This is a genomic window from Phenylobacterium sp. (genome assembly GCF_020253645.1).
GTDB lineage: Bacteria > Pseudomonadota > Alphaproteobacteria > Caulobacterales > Caulobacteraceae > Phenylobacterium.
On sequence record NZ_JADCBG010000198.1, the window covers coordinates 1 to 15,567 of the forward strand.

The 15,567-nt window shown below is 69.8% G+C and carries 14 protein-coding genes; 11 read left to right on the forward strand and 3 right to left on the reverse strand.

Annotated elements, in window-relative coordinates; all coding sequences use genetic code 11:
- From INE98_RS13015 to INE98_RS13030, 4 genes are all read left to right on the forward strand, one after another.
- On the forward strand, positions 1 to 409 hold a 409-nt coding region (locus INE98_RS13015), incomplete at its 5' end, for a glycosyltransferase (protein ID WP_293539399.1).
- An 88-nt stretch (positions 410 to 497) separates the two neighbouring features.
- A complete protein-coding gene (gene trxB / locus INE98_RS13020) occupies positions 498 to 1,475 on the forward strand; it encodes a thioredoxin-disulfide reductase (protein ID WP_293539401.1) in 978 nt (325 codons plus the stop codon).
- Entirely contained in the window at positions 1,472 to 2,770 is a 1,299-nt protein-coding gene (locus INE98_RS13025; protein WP_293539402.1) for a UDP-N-acetylglucosamine 1-carboxyvinyltransferase, read from the forward strand. The genes trxB and INE98_RS13025 overlap by 4 nt, the downstream gene beginning before the upstream one ends.
- Before the next feature lie 17 nt (positions 2,771 to 2,787).
- Positions 2,788 to 3,291 carry a GNAT family N-acetyltransferase gene (locus INE98_RS13030; protein ID WP_293539404.1) on the forward strand — a complete coding sequence of 168 codons (504 nt, stop codon included), beginning with the start codon at positions 2,788 to 2,790 and terminating at the stop codon, positions 3,289 to 3,291.
- Here the strand turns inward: INE98_RS13030 and INE98_RS13035 are convergent.
- Positions 3,282 to 4,478, reverse strand: coding sequence for a cell wall hydrolase (locus tag INE98_RS13035; protein WP_293539406.1), 1,197 nt, complete (start codon positions 4,476 to 4,478; stop codon positions 3,282 to 3,284). The genes INE98_RS13030 and INE98_RS13035 overlap by 10 nt on opposite strands.
- A 184-nt stretch (positions 4,479 to 4,662) precedes the next feature.
- Between INE98_RS13035 and nadA the strand changes: the two genes are divergently transcribed.
- Genes nadA through nadC form a run of 3 tightly spaced genes read left to right on the forward strand, consistent with a single transcriptional unit; the run spans position 4,663 to position 8,118 of the window.
- Positions 4,663 to 5,760 carry a quinolinate synthase NadA gene (gene nadA / locus INE98_RS13040; protein WP_293539408.1) on the forward strand — a complete coding sequence of 366 codons (1,098 nt, stop codon included), beginning with the start codon at positions 4,663 to 4,665 and terminating at the stop codon, positions 5,758 to 5,760.
- Position 5,761: 1 nt separating this feature from the next.
- Complete coding sequence (locus INE98_RS13045) at positions 5,762 to 7,276, forward strand: L-aspartate oxidase (RefSeq protein ID WP_293539410.1); 1,515 nt, start codon at positions 5,762 to 5,764, stop codon at positions 7,274 to 7,276.
- The gene (nadC, locus tag INE98_RS13050; RefSeq protein ID WP_293539412.1) at positions 7,273 to 8,118 is read left to right on the forward strand and encodes a carboxylating nicotinate-nucleotide diphosphorylase; all 846 of its coding nucleotides are present in this window, start codon (positions 7,273 to 7,275) and stop codon (positions 8,116 to 8,118) included. Before INE98_RS13045 ends, nadC begins: the two co-directional genes overlap by 4 nt.
- A gap of 10 nt (positions 8,119 to 8,128) precedes the next feature.
- Here the strand turns inward: nadC and INE98_RS13055 are convergent, their stop codons facing one another.
- Positions 8,129 to 8,905 carry a cell wall hydrolase gene (locus tag INE98_RS13055; protein WP_293539414.1) on the reverse strand — a complete coding sequence of 259 codons (777 nt, stop codon included), beginning with the start codon at positions 8,903 to 8,905 and terminating at the stop codon, positions 8,129 to 8,131.
- A gap of 367 nt (positions 8,906 to 9,272) precedes the next feature.
- Here INE98_RS13055 and INE98_RS13060 point away from each other — a divergent pair, with 367 nt between their 5' ends.
- The gene (locus INE98_RS13060; protein WP_293539416.1) at positions 9,273 to 9,887 is read left to right on the forward strand and encodes a thioredoxin domain-containing protein; all 615 of its coding nucleotides are present in this window, start codon (positions 9,273 to 9,275) and stop codon (positions 9,885 to 9,887) included.
- Between the two features lie 53 nt (positions 9,888 to 9,940).
- Positions 9,941 to 12,193 (forward strand): excinuclease ABC subunit UvrB, encoded by a 2,253-nt coding sequence (uvrB, locus tag INE98_RS13065; RefSeq protein ID WP_293539418.1) that lies wholly within the window; start codon positions 9,941 to 9,943, stop codon positions 12,191 to 12,193.
- Between the two features lie 9 nt (positions 12,194 to 12,202).
- Here the strand turns inward: uvrB and INE98_RS13070 are convergent, their stop codons facing one another.
- Entirely contained in the window at positions 12,203 to 12,472 is a 270-nt protein-coding gene (locus INE98_RS13070) for a GNAT family N-acetyltransferase (RefSeq protein WP_293539420.1), read from the reverse strand.
- A 240-nt stretch (positions 12,473 to 12,712) separates the two neighbouring features.
- On the opposite strand from INE98_RS13070, the gene dnaG reads away from it, so the two are divergent.
- The gene (dnaG, locus tag INE98_RS13075; RefSeq protein WP_293539422.1) at positions 12,713 to 14,578 is read left to right on the forward strand and encodes a DNA primase; all 1,866 of its coding nucleotides are present in this window, start codon (positions 12,713 to 12,715) and stop codon (positions 14,576 to 14,578) included.
- 72 nt (positions 14,579 to 14,650) lie between these two features.
- Positions 14,651 to 15,567, forward strand: a 917-nt coding sequence (locus INE98_RS13080; RefSeq protein ID WP_293539424.1) for an RNA polymerase sigma factor region1.1 domain-containing protein, incomplete at its 3' end; no start/stop codon positions are given.

A 15,567-nucleotide genomic window follows, 5' to 3' on the forward strand; every position in this document is an offset into this window, starting at 1 on the left:
CCTCAGGGCGTTGAGCCGGATGGCCGTCCATGACCGGCGCCTGCAACTGCATGTCGACGCCACGGACATGGCCACGCTCCTGCATGAGGCCGACTTCGTCATCTCCGCGGCGGGATCGACAGTCTGGGAAATCTGCACCCTCGGCCTTCCTTCGGCCATCGTCGTCGTGGCGGAGAACCAGCGGGCGGCGGCCCAGGCCCTGGGCGAGCGGGGCGCCGCTCTCGTGATTGACGCGGGCGACCCGGCTTTCGAGGGCGCCCTGGACCGGGCGATCATGCGGCTCGTGACGGACGCGACCCAACGCGCCCATCTGTCCCAGGCGGCCGCATCGGTGTGCGACGGCCAGGGAGCCGGTCGCACCGCCGAGGCCCTTCTGCAGGTCATCGCAGCCCGCGGCGAGCCGGGTTGAGCCGGGACAAGCCGTGTCGCCCGACGCCCACATCTTCACCCCGAGGCGCAGGGTCGCGCACAGAGGCATTCTGGCCTAAAGGGAGCCCATGTCAGAGACACCGCCCCGCTCCGTTCGCTGCCTGATCGTCGGATCCGGCCCCGGCGGCTACACCGCCGCCGTCTACGCCGCCCGCGCGCTGCTGAAGCCCGTCCTGATCCAGGGCCTCCAGCCGGGCGGCCAGCTGACCATCACCACGGATGTGGAGAACTATCCCGGCTTCGCCGAGGTCATCCAGGGCCCCTGGCTGATGGAGCAGATGCAGGCCCAGGCCGAGCACGTCGGGACCGAGATCATCAACGACATCGTGGTCACGGCAGACCTGTCCGCCCGGCCCTTCCGGCTCACCTGCGACAGCGGGCAGGTCTGGCTGGCCGAGACCCTGATCATCGCCACCGGCGCCCAGGCCCGCTGGCTGGGCCTGGAGAGCGAGCAGAGGTTCCAGGGCTTCGGCGTGTCGGCCTGCGCGACCTGCGACGGCTTCTTCTACCGCGGCAAGGAGGTCGTGGTGGTCGGCGGCGGCAACACCGCCGTCGAGGAGGCCCTGTTCCTGACCAGCTTCGCCTCAAAGGTCACCGTGGTGCACCGTCGCGACAGCTTCAGAGCCGAGGCCATCCTGCAGGAGCGCCTGTTCGCCAACCCCAAGGTCGAAGTCATCTGGGATCACCAGGTCGACGAGGTGCTGGGACAGGAGGACCCCATGGGCGTCACGGGCGTCCGGCTGAGGTCGACCCGCGACGGCGGGACCCGCGAGCTGTCCTGCGACGGGGTCTTCATCGCCATCGGCCATGCCCCGGCCTCGGCCCTCTTCGCGGGGCAGCTGGAGATGGACTCCTCCGGTTACCTGAAGGTGACTCCGGGGACGGCCTCGACCGCCATCCGGGGGGTGTTCGCCGCCGGAGACGTCACGGACGATGTCTACCGTCAGGCGGTCACCGCCGCCGGGATGGGCTGCATGGCCGCCCTAGAGGCGGTCAGGATGCTCGCCGAGGAGGACCATGCGGCGACCCGGGCGGCGGCGCAGTGACCAGCCTGATCGTCAATGGCGGCCGCGCCCTGAAAGGGCGGATCACGCCGTCGGCCAACAAGAACGCCGTTCTGCCGGTCCTCTGTGCGACCCTGCTCACGGACCAGCAGGTGACCCTGCACCGCGTGCCGGACATCACGGACGTGCGCAAGATCCTCGACTTCTTCCGCAACCTCGGCTCGACCGTGGACATGGATTTCGAGGCTGGAACCCTGAAGGTCCGGCATGGCGAAGGGCTGGACCCGAAGGCCGCGCACCTGCCCCTCGGCATGCGCTCGACCCTGATGCTGATCCCGCCCCTGCTTCACCGGTTCGGGGCCGCGACCATCGAGGAGGACGCCACCGGATGCACCCTCGGCGCCCGGGAGATCGACCCGCACATCGAGGTGCTCCAGACCTTTGGCGCAACCGTCCGGCGCGAACCTGACGCGCTTCACATCGCGGTCCCGGAGGGGTACCGCGCCACAGATCACTGGCTCGACTACGCCTCGGTCACCACCACCGAGAACTTCATGCTGTGCGCGGCCACCGCGCCCGGGCGGTCAAGGCTGACCAACGCCGCCTGCGAGCCCCACGTCCAGGAATTCTGCGCCTTCCTGGCTCTCATGGGCGCACACATCGAGGGGGTGGGCGGCTCGCGGATCATGGTCGAGGGTGTGGCGCGACTTTCCGGAGCCGAGTTCACCTTCGCCGATGACTTCCACGAGGTGGCCACCTTCCTGGCCATGGGCGCCATCACCGGCGGCGAGGTCTCGGTGCGAAACGGCTCGGTGGAGCAGTTCCCCCTTCTCGACCGGACCTTCGCCAAGTTCGGCGTCGAGGTGACCCACGCGGACGGATGGTCCACGGCGCGGGCGCCGTCCGGCCTGAAGGTGCGGGAACCCTTTACCTCCAACATTCTGACCAAGGTCGAAGCCGCGCCCTGGCCGTACGTCCCGGCCGACCTCCTGCCGATCTTCATCGCCCTGGGCGTGAGGGCCGAAGGCTCGGTCATGTTCTGGAACAAGGTCTATGAAGGCGCCCTGGGCTGGAGCTCGGAAATCGGCAAGTTCGGCGCCCATGCGGTGTTGTGCGACCCGCACCGGCTGATCACCTATGGCGGCAAACCGCTCATGCCCGCCACGGTGGAGAGCCCCTACATCATCCGCGTGGCCATCGCCCTCTTCATGCTGGCCGCCAGCATCGAAGGCCGTTCGACCATCCTCAACGCCGCTCCCATCCAGCGGGCCCACCCCCGTTTCGTCGAGAACCTCAACGCTCTTGGCGCAGACGTGGAATGGGTGACGGGCGACTGACCCCGGGAACCTGTCCCATGGCCCTTGAGATCCGCTACGCCCGCGCTTCAGACCAGCCCGCGATCGGCGACATCCTGGACGCCGCCTTCGGAGGGACGGCCGAGCGCCGGATTGTCGAACGGCTGCGCGCCGACGCCGAGTCCATGTTCGAACTGATCGCCCTGCAGGACGGTGAACCGGTCGGGTGCATCATGTTCAGCCGCCTCTGGGCCGACAGCATGCACCTCTACTCCGCCCTAGCGCCGCTGGCGGTCCGCCCGGATGTGCAGCGGACGGGAATCGGGTCGGCGCTGACCCGGCAAGGCCTCGAGGCGGCGCGCCATTTCGACGCCGCCGCCGTGCTGGTGCTGGGACACCCTGAGTACTATCCGAAGTTCGGCTTCTCCGCCGAAGCGACCGCCAAGGTCAGCGCGCCCTACTCCGGCAGCCCCGCCTTCATGGGAATCGCCCTGGTCGACGGCGCCCTCGATGAACCGCTGATGGTGGCCTATCCGGACGCCTTCTCCGCGGATCAGGGCTGAACGCCCCCGGACGGGCCCGGCTGGGTCTTCTGAGCCGTCGTCGCGTCCCCACGCTCCAGGGCGGCGAGGGAGTCATTGATCCTGCGGATCTCCTCGGGCGTCGGCCGGCGGCGGGCCGGGGACAGCTGGCCGGGGGCCGGAAGGCCCGGAGGGCCGGCGCCCTCGGCCTCGGCGACCGTATAGGTGCGCGCCTCCCCGGCGAGGGTCAGGGTGATGGTGCGCGGCGGCGGGAGCGGCAGGACCTCAAGGCCCGCCTGGGTCCTGGGGTCGACCCCGCCGAGAATCTCAGGCGCCAGGCGGCCTTCGCCCCCGGCATATCGCCCGGTGAAGGCGGGCGCCTCGCCCGAGGGACCGGTCCAGCGATAGAAGATATGGGTCCCGATCTGCGCGAGCTTGACGAGGGTCGGGGCCCAGTAGGGCGCCACATAGTCCGCATGGTAGTGGGTCGCGGAGCCCACCTCCCGAACCACATGCCCGGCCAGGGAGCGCCTGGCGACTTCGCCGGCCCTTGCCCAAAGGCTGGGCTCTGGCGGGCGGGCGAGGGACCCATCGCAGGTGAAGGTGAACTGGCATCCCGTGGGCCGCGCCGACCCCTGATAGACCACGCCGCAGACGGACTTGGGATAGCCCGGATGCCGAAGCCGGTTGAGCACCACCTGGGCGACCGCCGACTGGCCGAGATCGGGCTCTCGGGCCGCCTCGTAATAGACAGCCTGGGTCAGGCAGGCGTGGGCCCGCACCAGGTCCTCCCGCGGACCGGCCAGCTGGAAGGGGGGCATCCTCTCCATCGGCTCGCGCGAGATCGGGCGAAGGGCGTTGATCCGCCGGGCCTCCTCGGCGTCCAGCTCCGGGTCCGGCCTGGCGAGGTCGAGGCTCGGCGGACGGGAGAGGTCGAGGATCTCCCAGCCGGGGGTGAGGGCGAACCCGTCATCCGCCCAGGTCCAGTCTGCGGGGTCGGCAAGCGCACGCAGGCCCGGCGAGAGGGTGGCGAAGCGCACCGCCAGGGCGGGTTCCGAAAACGCCCTCGCGACGGACTGGCCCGGGTCCGCCAGCTCCACTGCAGGCGCAGGCCCCCTCCCCGCGCCCGCCGCGCCGGGTCCGATGACGCCCAGAAGGGCGATCAGGGCGAGAGTGCGGATGCGTCTCAGGGGCGGGCCTCCGGTGTGCGACCGGCGGGCGTCTAGCACGTTCGTCCCCCCTGATCACGCGCTGTTGTCCGGCGGGCTGGTCCGCCGGCTTGCCAAGGCGGGAACGGAACCTCATATTGAGCACAGGATATGCTCTTGTTGAGCATAAGATGGGGGAAGCGCCGGGTCAGTCCGGCGATTTCGCCGCCCCTCTAATGCTCAATTTGAGCAAAAGGAGTGCGTCATGACCGCGTCGGGCCCGACCGAAGTTCACGTCTCCGGATTTACCCCCGAGGTCGAGGCCGCCACCGCGCCGGTCTGGGAAAAGGTTCGCCGGCACGTGACCCCCATGGAGTGGCGGCTCCAGGCGCCCCTGATCCACGCCATCAACCAGCTCAAGCGAGAGCGCCGGGCCGTCATCCTGGCGCACAACTACATGACCCCGGACATCTTCCACGGGGTGGGCGACTATGTCGGCGACAGCCTTGGCCTGGCGCGCGAGGCGGCTCGGGCGGACGCCGACGTCATCGTGCAGGCGGGCGTCCACTTCATGGCGGAGACCTCCAAGATCCTCTCGCCGGAGAAGAAGATCCTGATACCGGATCTCCGGGCGGGCTGCAGCCTCGCCGCTTCCATCACCGCCGATGACGTACGGCTCATGCGCCAGCGCTATCCGGGCCTGCCCGTGGTGACCTATGTCAACACCTCGGCGGAGGTGAAGGCCGAGACCGACATCTGCTGCACCAGCGCCAACGCCGTCCAGGTGGTGGAGCATGCTGCACGGGAGTGGGGCGTCGACCGCGTCATCCTGATCCCGGACGAATTCCTGGCGAGGAACGTCGCCCGTCAGACCTCCGTGGGGATCATTGCCTGGCGAGGCCGCTGCGAGGTCCACGAGCAGTTCACCGTGGAGGATATCCGCGAGATCCGCGAGGCCCACCCTGGCGCGGAGATCCTGGCCCACCCGGAGTGCCCCGCCGAGGTCCTTGCCGAGGCCGACTTCGCGGGCTCGACGGCGGCGATGAACGATTACGTCCTGACCCGCCGGCCCCGGCAGGTGGTGCTGATCACCGAATGCTCCATGGCCGACAATGTGGCGGCGGACGCAGTGGACACCGAGTTCGTCCGGCCCTGCAACCTGTGCCCGCACATGAAGCAGATCACTCTGGAGAACATCCTTCAGGCCCTGGTGGAAGACCGCCACGAGGTCACGGTGGACCCGATCGTCGCCGGTCGGGCCCGTACCGCCGTCCAGCGGATGATCGACATGCCGCCCCCCTCCAGCCCGGCCCGCTACGACCTCGTCCGGGCGCGCCACCATGTGGACGTGGAGTTGATCTGAGATGGACGTCACCGACTTCGACGGCGTCCTGGTGATCGGAGGCGGCCTGGCGGGTCTCTCCGCCGCCCTCGCGGCAGCGCCCCGGAGGGTTCGCCTGATTACGCCGGCGCCCCTGGGCGAGGCTTGCAGCTCCGCCTGGGCGCAGGGCGGGATCGCCGCCGCCCTGGCCGAGGACGACGCACCGGCTCTCCATGCCGCAGACACCATGGCGGCGGGGGCCGGGCTGGTGGAGCCCGATCGCGCCGCCCTCCTGGCGGAGGAAGGTCCATCTGCAGTCCTGCGACTGGCCGGGCTCGGCGCCCCCTTTGACCGCGACGCCGGCGGCGGCTTCGTTCTCAGCCGCGAGGCCGCCCATGGGCGGGCCCGCGTGGCCCGGGTCGGAGGGGACCAGGCCGGGCAGGCCATCATGGAGGCCGTGATCCGGCGGGTGAGGGCGTCCGCCCACATCGAGATCCTCGAGGGCTGGACCCTTAAGGGACTGGTTCAGGATTCCGGCGGAGCGGTCTGCGGGGCCCGACTGGAACGGGCCGCGGCCGAGATCGTCCTGCGCGCCTCGGCGGTGATCCTCGCCACCGGCGGGGTCGGCGGCCTGTACGCCGAGACCACCACGCCCGCCGCCCTCATCGGCGAAGGCCTGGCCGCCGCCGCCCTGGTCGGCGCCGTGATCGCCGACCCTGAGTTCGTCCAGTTCCACCCGACGGCCCTGGATATCGGTCGCGATCCCGCCCCCCTGGTCACCGAGGCCCTTCGCGGCGAGGGCGCCTGGCTGGTGAACGGCTCCGGCGCCAGGTTCATGACCGGCCTGCATCCCGACGGCGAACTCGCCCCCCGGGACGTCGTGGCGAGGGCGATCCACGCTGAACGCATGGCGGGCCGCGGCGCCTATCTCGACGCTCGCGCCTCTGTCGGCGCCCACTTCCCCCAGGCCTTTCCGACGGTCTACGCCGCCTGTCGGAGCGCGGGCCTGGACCCCTGCGGCGAGCCGATCCCGGTGGCGCCCGCCTGCCACTACCACATGGGAGGCATCCTCACGGATGCGGAGGGCGCAACCTCCCTCACCGGGCTTTATGCGGCGGGCGAATGCGCCTCCAGCGGCGTGCACGGGGCCAATCGCCTGGCCTCCAACTCCCTTCTGGAGGCCGCAGTCTTCGGCGCCCGGGCGGGACGGGCCGCCTCCCGTCGGGTGGCCGTCCTGAAGCCTCTGATGCGGACCCCGGGTCTTTCGCGCCTGCCCCACCCCGACCTCCAGGCCCTGAGACGGTCCATGACCCGGGAGGCCGGCGTCGTTCGGGATGCGGCCGGGCTCAACCGGCTCCTGTCGCAGGTGGACGCCCTCGCAGGGCGTTTCCCGGACGCGGGTCCGGTGATCGCCGCCCGCCTGATCGCCGAATGCGCCCTGGACAGGCGGGAGAGCCGGGGCGCCCACTTCCGCTTGGATTATCCGTCCCTCGCCGTCGAGGCGCGGCGCACCCTCGTCCGGCTTGAGGCGGGGGCCCTGTCCCGGAAGGCGGCGTGACCCTTCAGATTCCCGACACACTTGTGGAGCCTGTGATCCGTCTGGCGCTGACCGAGGATCTCGGACGCGCCGGTGATCTGACCAGCCTGGCCTGCGTCCCGCAGGACGCCCGGCTCAGGGTCTCATGGACGGCCCGCCAGCCCGGTGTACTGGCCGGCCTGGCCTGCGCCCGGCTGGCGCTGCACGCCCTGGCGCCGGACGCGCGCTTCGAGGCTCTCGTGGAAGATGGCCAGCGGGTCGGGGCCGGACAGGCGCTCGCCAGGGCGGATGCTCCGGCGAGGGCGATCCTGTCCTCCGAGCGGACCGGGCTGAACCTGATGGGCCGGCTGTCGGGCATCGCCACCCTGACCCGGGCCTATGTGGACGCGGTGGCCGGAACCGGAGCCCGGATCACCGACACCCGCAAGACCACGCCGGGGCTGCGCCACCTGGAGAAATACGCCGTTCGCTGCGGCGGCGGGGTCAATCACCGGTTTGGGCTCGATGACGCCATCCTCATCAAGGACAACCATGTCGCGGCCTGCGGCGGCGTTCGACCCGCCATGGAGCGGGCGCGCGCGGCGGCGGGTCACCTGGTGACGATCGAACTGGAGGTCGACAGCCTGGACCAGCTGGAAGACGCCCTGCCCCTCGCGCCCGACGTCATCATGCTGGACAATTTCAGCCTCGGGGACCTGCGGGCCGCCGTCGCCCTCGCGGCGGGCAGGGTGATCCTGGAGGCGTCCGGCGGAGTCCGACTGGAGACCGTGCGCGACATTGCCGAGACGGGCGTCCAGGTGATCAGCGTCGGCGCCCTGACCCACTCGGCGCCAGGCCTCGACATCGGCCTCGACGCCGCCTGATCCGGTCGGCTCAGGCGGCCGGGCCGGCCGGGACCGCCTCACCGGACTGCGCCGCGCCGGCGTTGGTCAGCGGAGCCTCGACCACGTCCACGGGCGCCTCGGACGGACCGGACACCAGCCTGGCCTCAGACAGACGCAGGTCGGCGTCTAAGGCGGGAGCTGGCGCCTTGTCAGCGGCCGCAAGGCCCTGCCTGCCAGTCTTGTAGAAGATGTGAAGGCCGATCTGGGCGACCTTTCGAAGGTCATGGCTCCAGTCCGGTGACACATGCACGGTATGGAAGTGGGTGGCGTCGCCCACAGCGGTCATGGCGGCGCCCGCCAGCGCCCGTGTGGCGATGCGCCTCGCCTGCGCCCAGGCCCTGGCCTCCCGCGTGCGGTTCATGGATCCGTCGCAGGTAAAGGAGAACTGGCAGCCATCCGACCTCGAGGCGCCCTGGAAGACCACGCCGCAGATCGACTTGGGAAAGCCATCCTTGCGGACCCGATTGAGCACAACCTGGGCGACCGCCGCCTGTCCGGCCGGGCTCTCGCCCCGTGCTTCGAAGTAGATCGCCTGGGTCAGGCATTCGAGTTCCCGTGCGGCGCGGGATGTCCGCCCCTTCGCGGGAAGGCTTTCAGCCGCCGAGGGATCTCGGAGATCGGGGCCCGAGCCCAGCCCTGCAAGCGCGTGAAGCTGGAGCTCGAGGACGACCTCGGGCCGGGCGGACCCTTCCCCGGCCCGCAGTCCGACCAGATATATCGCACCGAGGGTTACTCCAAGCGCTGCGCCCAGGAGAACGGCGTTCATGACTGCGCGTCGCGGGACGCGCGCCTGTAGCGTTTCCGACAATGAAGGTTTCCCGTGTGGCGAGGGCGAACGACCCCCAGACAGCTGTGTCGATCCTAGGTTCCGCGATTTCTGGCGGAGAGACCAACCTGCCCGGCTCCTACACGTCGGAACTCGGACAATGGCGAATGTGGGGAGGGTATGGCGCGCCGTAAACAGATTCGCAAGTCTTCATTGCGCCGCAGCATAAGCGCGTCCTTGACTTCGGGGTCCGCCACTGCTCCTCCGGCGCTTCGAGGCGCGGCCGCCGGGGGTCCCGCTGCGGAATTCGGCGCGCCTTCCGGACGGAAGGATCCCGCCTGACAGACAAGAGGTCCTGAAGAACGCCATGTTCAAGGTCGTCGCCCTGCTGTTCACCGTCCTTCTTGGACTGACCGGCTCCGCTGCCCTGGCGGCCGAAGCACGGGTCGACGCCAACCGGGTGATGGGCGACCCAAGGGCGCCGGTGCTTGTGGAGGAGTTCGCCTCGCTCACCTGCGGCCACTGCGGCCGGTTCGCCAATGAGGTCTTCCCGGTCTTCAAGGCCCGTTACATCGATACGGGCAAGGCGCGCTTCGTGCTTCGGCCCGTCCTCACGCCGCCGCAGAATGTGGCGGCGGCGGGCTTCCTGCTGGCGAGGTGCGCCGGACCCGAGGGCTACTACCCGGTCATCAAGGGCTTCTTTCGCAGGCAGGAAGAGATGTTCCGCACCGGAGACGCCCGCGCGGCCCTGATCGCCTCGGCGGCGGAGGGGGGAGTCACCGGACCCGCAGTCAACGCCTGCCTTGCGGACTCTTCGGGTCAGGCCGCCCTCGACGCCGAGCTGGAGATCGGCAAGACGCGCGGCGTGGAGAGCACGCCGACCTTCTTTTTCAACGGGGTCAAGGTGAAGGCGGGCGAGATGTCCATTGGCGAGATTGACGCCGCCTACGAAGCCGCCCTGAAGGCCCGCCGCGGGCGCTGACTTTCGGCTCGGGCGGACTGGCGCAGGGCGCGCCTCGCCCTTACTCTCCCCCCATGCCTCAAGGTTCACCCCCGGGACTCGCCGACGCCTCGGCGGTCTTCGCCTTCGACGCCGCCGCCGCGGACATGGCCTGGCGGCCGCACCGCCCGGACCGGCCAGAGAAGTCGGAGGGCGGCCGCCGTTTCCGGCTGGTCTCGGACTATGCGCCTGCGGGTGACCAGCCGACGGCAATCGCCGAGCTTGTCGCTGGTCTGGAGGGGCGGGAGCACGACCAGGTGCTGCTGGGCGTCACCGGCTCCGGCAAGACCTTCACCATGGCCAAGGTCATCGAGGAAACCCAGCGACCGGCGCTGATCCTGGCGCCGAACAAGACCCTGGCCGCCCAGCTCTACAGCGAGTTCAAGAGCTTCTTCCCGGACAACGCCGTGGAGTTCTTCGTCTCCTACTACGACTATTACCAGCCCGAGGCCTACGTGCCGCGGACCGACACCTACATCGAGAAGGACTCCTCGATAAACGAGCAGATCGACCGCATGCGGCACTCGGCGACGCGGGCGATCCTGGAGCGGGACGACGTCATCGTCGTGGCCTCGGTCTCCTGCATCTACGGCATCGGTTCGGTCGAGACCTACACCGCCATGACCTTCAGCCTGAAGGTGGGCGAGCGCATCGACGAGAAGAAGCTGATGGCCGACCTCGTCGCCCAGCAGTACCGGCGCAATGACCAGGCCTTCGAGCGCGGGACCTTCCGCCGGCGGGGCGACACCCTGGAGATCTTCCCCGCCCACTACGAGGACCGGGCCTGGCGGATCAGCCTGTTCGGCGACGAGATCGAGGCCATCACCGAGTTCGACCCCCTGACCGGCAAGCGCACCGCGGACCTGCCGGCGGTGAAGATCTACGCCAACAGCCACTACGTCACGCCCCGGCCGACCCTGAACCAGGCCATGAACCACATCCGGGCCGAGCTGAAGGAACGCCTCGACTGGCTGGTGGCGAACGGCAAGCTGCTGGAGGCCCAGCGCCTGGAGCAGAGGACCACCTTCGACCTGGAGATGATCCAGGCCACGGGCTCCTGCGCCGGGATCGAGAACTATTCCCGGTATCTCACGGGGCGCCGGCCCGGCGAGCCGCCGCCGACCTTCTTCGAGTACATCCCCGACAACGCCCTCCTCTTCGTGGACGAGAGCCACCAGACCATCCCGCAGATCGGGGCCATGTTCCGGGGCGACTTCCGCCGCAAGTTCACCCTGGCCGAGTATGGCTTCCGCCTGCCCTCCTGCATGGACAACCGCCCCCTCAAGTTCGAGGAGTGGGACGCCATGCGGCCGGCGACGGTCAGCGTGTCGGCAACGCCGGGCCCCTGGGAGATGGAGAAGGCGGGCGGCGTCTTCGCTGAGCAGGTCATCCGCCCGACCGGCCTGATCGACCCGCCGGTGGAGATCCGCCCCGTGGCGAAGGACGGCTTCTCCCAGGTGGACGACGTCATCGACCAGGTCCGCCAGACCACGGCGAAGGGGTATCGCACCCTGGTCACCGTCCTGACCAAGAAGATGGCCGAGGACCTGACGGAATACATGCACGAGCAGGGCCTGCGGGTCCGCTACATGCACTCCGACGTCGACACCCTGGAGCGCATCGAGATCATCCGCGACCTGCGGCTCGGCGCCTTCGATGTCCTGGTCGGCATCAACCTCCTGCGCGAGGGTCTGGATATCCCGGAGTGCGGGCTCGTGGCCATCCTCGACGCGGATAAGGAGGGCTTCCTGCGTTCCGAGACCAGCCTGATCCAGACCATCGGCCGGGCGGCGCGGAACGTCGATGGCCGGGTCATCCTCTACGCGGACCAGGTCACGGGCTCCATGGAGCGGGCCATGGCCGAGACGCGCCGCCGGCGCGAGAAGCAGACCGCCTGGAACGAGGCCCATGGCGTGACGCCGGAGAGCGTGCGCAGCCAGATCAAGGAAATCCTCGCCAGCCCCTACGAGAAGGACCGCGTCACCGTGCCGGCGGGGCTGGCGGAGACCGGCGCCCAGCCCTTCCTGGGCGACAACTTCAAGGCCACGCTGAAGGACCTCGAGGCCCGGATGCGCCAGGCCGCCGCCGACCTGGAGTTCGAGACCGCCGCCCGCCTGCGCGACGAGATCAAGCGGCTCAAGCTGCTGGACCTGGAGTTCGCCGCCGACGCCCTGGTCTCCGGGGAGGGCGAAGAGGGCTCGGGCGCGGCCCGCAGCGCGGCGAAGTCGCTCAGGGCGGAAAGCCGCGCCGAGGCCGCCGCCGAGCGCCGGCGTCCCCGGCGCCGCTGAGGCGCCGGCTCAGTCGAGCAGGGACCGGTAGGCCTCGCTCCGCTTCAGCCAGGCGGCGGCGTAGCTGCAGACCGGCGTGATCTTCAGCCCCCGCGCCCGGATGTCGGCGGAGAGGGCCTCCATCAGCCGGCCTGAGGCGCCTGTGCCGCGAAGGGTGGGCGGGCTTTCCACGTGGTCGATGACAATGCGGTCGCCGGCGCGCCGGTAGTCCGCGAAGGAGGTCAGGCCCTGTTCGACCATCTCGAACCGGGTCCCGGTGTCTTTGAGAGCGCTGGTCATGGCGGCAGGCTAGGACAAATCGCCCGCCGGCGCATCGGATTCCTGGGTCCAGGCGGTGCAGGAGGGCGGCTGCGCCTCTGCACCCCCCCTCCGTCCCGCTGCGCGGTCCACCTCCCCCTGGAAGGTGGAGGAATCAGGGAGCCATTGCTCCCCTGCGGGGATCTTCGGGTGCAACGGGGGGAGGGGCGGTGGCGATGGGTCCCTCTGTCGCGGGAGGCGGGCGCGGGTTATCTAGTGCGGGTGCGGTTCGACGAAGCCTTCATTGACGAGATCAAGTCACGCCTCCGGCCCTCGGACGTCATCGGCCGGACCGTGAAGCTGCAGAAGCGCGGCCGCGAGTTTGTGGGCCTGTCGCCCTTCACCAAGGAGAAGACGCCGTCCTTCTACGTCAATGACGACAAGGGCCAGTTCTTCGACTTCTCGTCGGGAAAGACCGGCGACCTGATCGCCTTCCTGCAGGAAAGCGAGCGGCTGTCCTTCGTGGAAGCGGTGGAGCGGTTGGCGGCGGAGGCGGGGCTTTCCCTGCCCGCCCCGGATCCCCGCGCCGCCGAGACCGAGAAGAAGCGCCAGGGACTGTCAGACTGGATGGACCTGGCCGCCCAGTGGTTCAGCCGAATGCTGGCCGCCCCGCAGGGCGCCGCGGCGCGCGCCTACCTGGAACGGCGGGGCCTGCCCGCCGCCGACTGGGCCCGGTTCGGCCTTGGCTACGCCCCCGGCGGAAGGACGGGACTGAAGGACTATCTCGTCGCCAAGGGCGCGCGGCCCGCCGAGCTCGTGGAGGCCGGGCTGCTGATCGCTCCGGAAGATGGCGGGACCCCCTACGACCGCTTCCGGGACCGGATCATGTTTCCCATTGTCGAGGGGCGCGGCCGGATTGTCTCCTTCGGCGGTCGGGCCATGGACCCGGAGGCCAGGGCCAAGTACCTGAACGGCCCGGAAACCGAGCTCTTCCACAAGGGCCGGACCCTCTACGGCCTGCCCGAGGCGCGGCGCCTCCTGGCCGCCGCGCCGCCGGACGCGGCGGCGCCCCTGGTGGTGGTTGAGGGCTACATGGACGTCATCGCCTGCCAGAGGGCCGGGATCGCCGCCGTCGCCCCCCTCGGCACCGCCCTGACCGAGGAGCAGATGGAGCTGCTCTGGCGGCGCCACCCGGAGCCGACGCTTTGCTTCGATGGCGACCGGGCCGGGCGCCAGGCCGCCTTCCGCGCCATGGACAGGGCCCTGCCGCTGCTGACGCCCGGGCGCAGTTTTCGCTTCAGCGTGGTGGAGGGTGGCAAGGACCCGGACGATGTCCTGCGCGAGCAGGGAGCGGCGGCGCTGAGAAGCCAGCTGGTCCGGACGACGGGATTCTCCGAAATGCTGTTCCGCCGGGAGCTCGAGGCCGAGCCGCTGGACACCCCCGAGCGCAGGGCGGGTCTCAAGGCCCGCCTGCGGGCTGCGGCCTCGCGGATCGCCGACCGGGACCTGCAGTCAGCCTATCGCGATGACCTCCTGGCCAGGTTCGAGGCGGCGCTTCCGTCCCGCCCGCCCGCCCCGCAGGGCGGTGATTTCCGCCGGCGCGGGCGCGCCGCCGGGGGGGGCTGGATCGACCCTGCGCCTACGCCTCTCGGCCGCAGCGCCGCCCGCCGTCTCGCTGAGGGCCTGGACCTTGCCGCCTCGGCCCTGATGAAGCATGCCCTGGCCGATCCAGCCTGTCTGGACGACTGCCTGGAGTCTCCGTTCGCCGCCGCGGGCTTCGGCGAACCCGCCCTCGCGGGATTGGCCAAGGAAATCATCCGGCTGCGGCTTGAGTCTGAGCATCTTGACACCCGGGAGCTCGCGCGCCATCTGGCAAGCGGAGATTTTGTAACTCTTCTGACAGACATCGACCGGGCCGCTGCGAAATCGGGCGCGCCCTTCCTGAAACCGGATGTCTCCCTCGAGGGTGCAAGATCGCAGTGGTCGCAGGCTTTCGTCCGCCTCTCCAGGCTGGCCGCCCTCGATGAAGCGTTGTCCACCGCCAAGGGCGACCTTGGCGTGGCTTTGTCTGTGGACGCGTTTTCGAGGCTGAAGACTGAGCGCGACCTTCTGCGACGACAGATCCGGAACTGGCAGGACGAACCCTGAAGACGGCGCAGACGCGCCGGACCCATTCGAGCTTCGGATCCGGGACACCGGGTCCGGAAAGCGGAGACCTTGATGACCACCACCCCCGCCGAGACCGAAGCCGCCGAGACCCCCTCGACCGATGGGCCCCTGCTCGATCTCACCGACGCCGGCGTCAAGAAGTTCATCAAGCAGGCGAAGACACGCGGCTATGTCACGATGGACGAGCTGAACAAGGTTCTGCCGTCCGAGGAGGTGACCTCGGAGGCGATCGAGGACACCCTGGCGATGCTCTCCGAGATGGGCGTCAACGTCGTCGAGGCCGAAGAGGACGCCGAGGGCGGCGAGGTGGCCGTCCGCGAGGAGACCGCCGTCGTCGAGACCCAGAAGGAAGCCGCCTACGACCGGACGGACGATCCGGTGCGGATGTACCTGCGGGAGATGGGCTCGGTTGAGCTCCTGTCCCGCGAGGGCGAGATCGCCATCGCCAAGCGGATCGAGGCTGGCCGCGACACCATGATCCGCGGTCTCTGCGAGAGCGCCCTGACCTTCGAGGCCATCATGGTCTGGCGGGAGGAGCTTGGCACCGGCCGGATCCTGCTGCGCGAGGTCATCGACCTTGAGCAGACCTATGGCGGGGTCAGCGCCGCCGCCGAGGCCCTGGCCGAGGCGGAGGACGTGACCGAGGATGGCGAGGCCGTCGCCAAGGCCGAGGGCGAGGAAGACGAGGACGACTTCGACGACGGCGCGGGTCCGACCATCAGCGCGATGGAGAGCGAGCTTCGCGAAGGCGTGATGCTGACGCTCGACGCCATCGCCGCCGAGTTCGACGCCTTCCGCGCCCTGCAGGAAAAGCTGGTCGGCAAGCGTCTCAAGGGCGAGGACCTTTCCGAGGCAGACCGTGCGGCGCACGCCGCCGCAAGCAGCGCCATCGTCCAGCACCTCAAGACCCTCAAGCTGAACAACAACCGCATCGAGGCCCTGGTCGAGCAGCTCTACGCCATCAACAA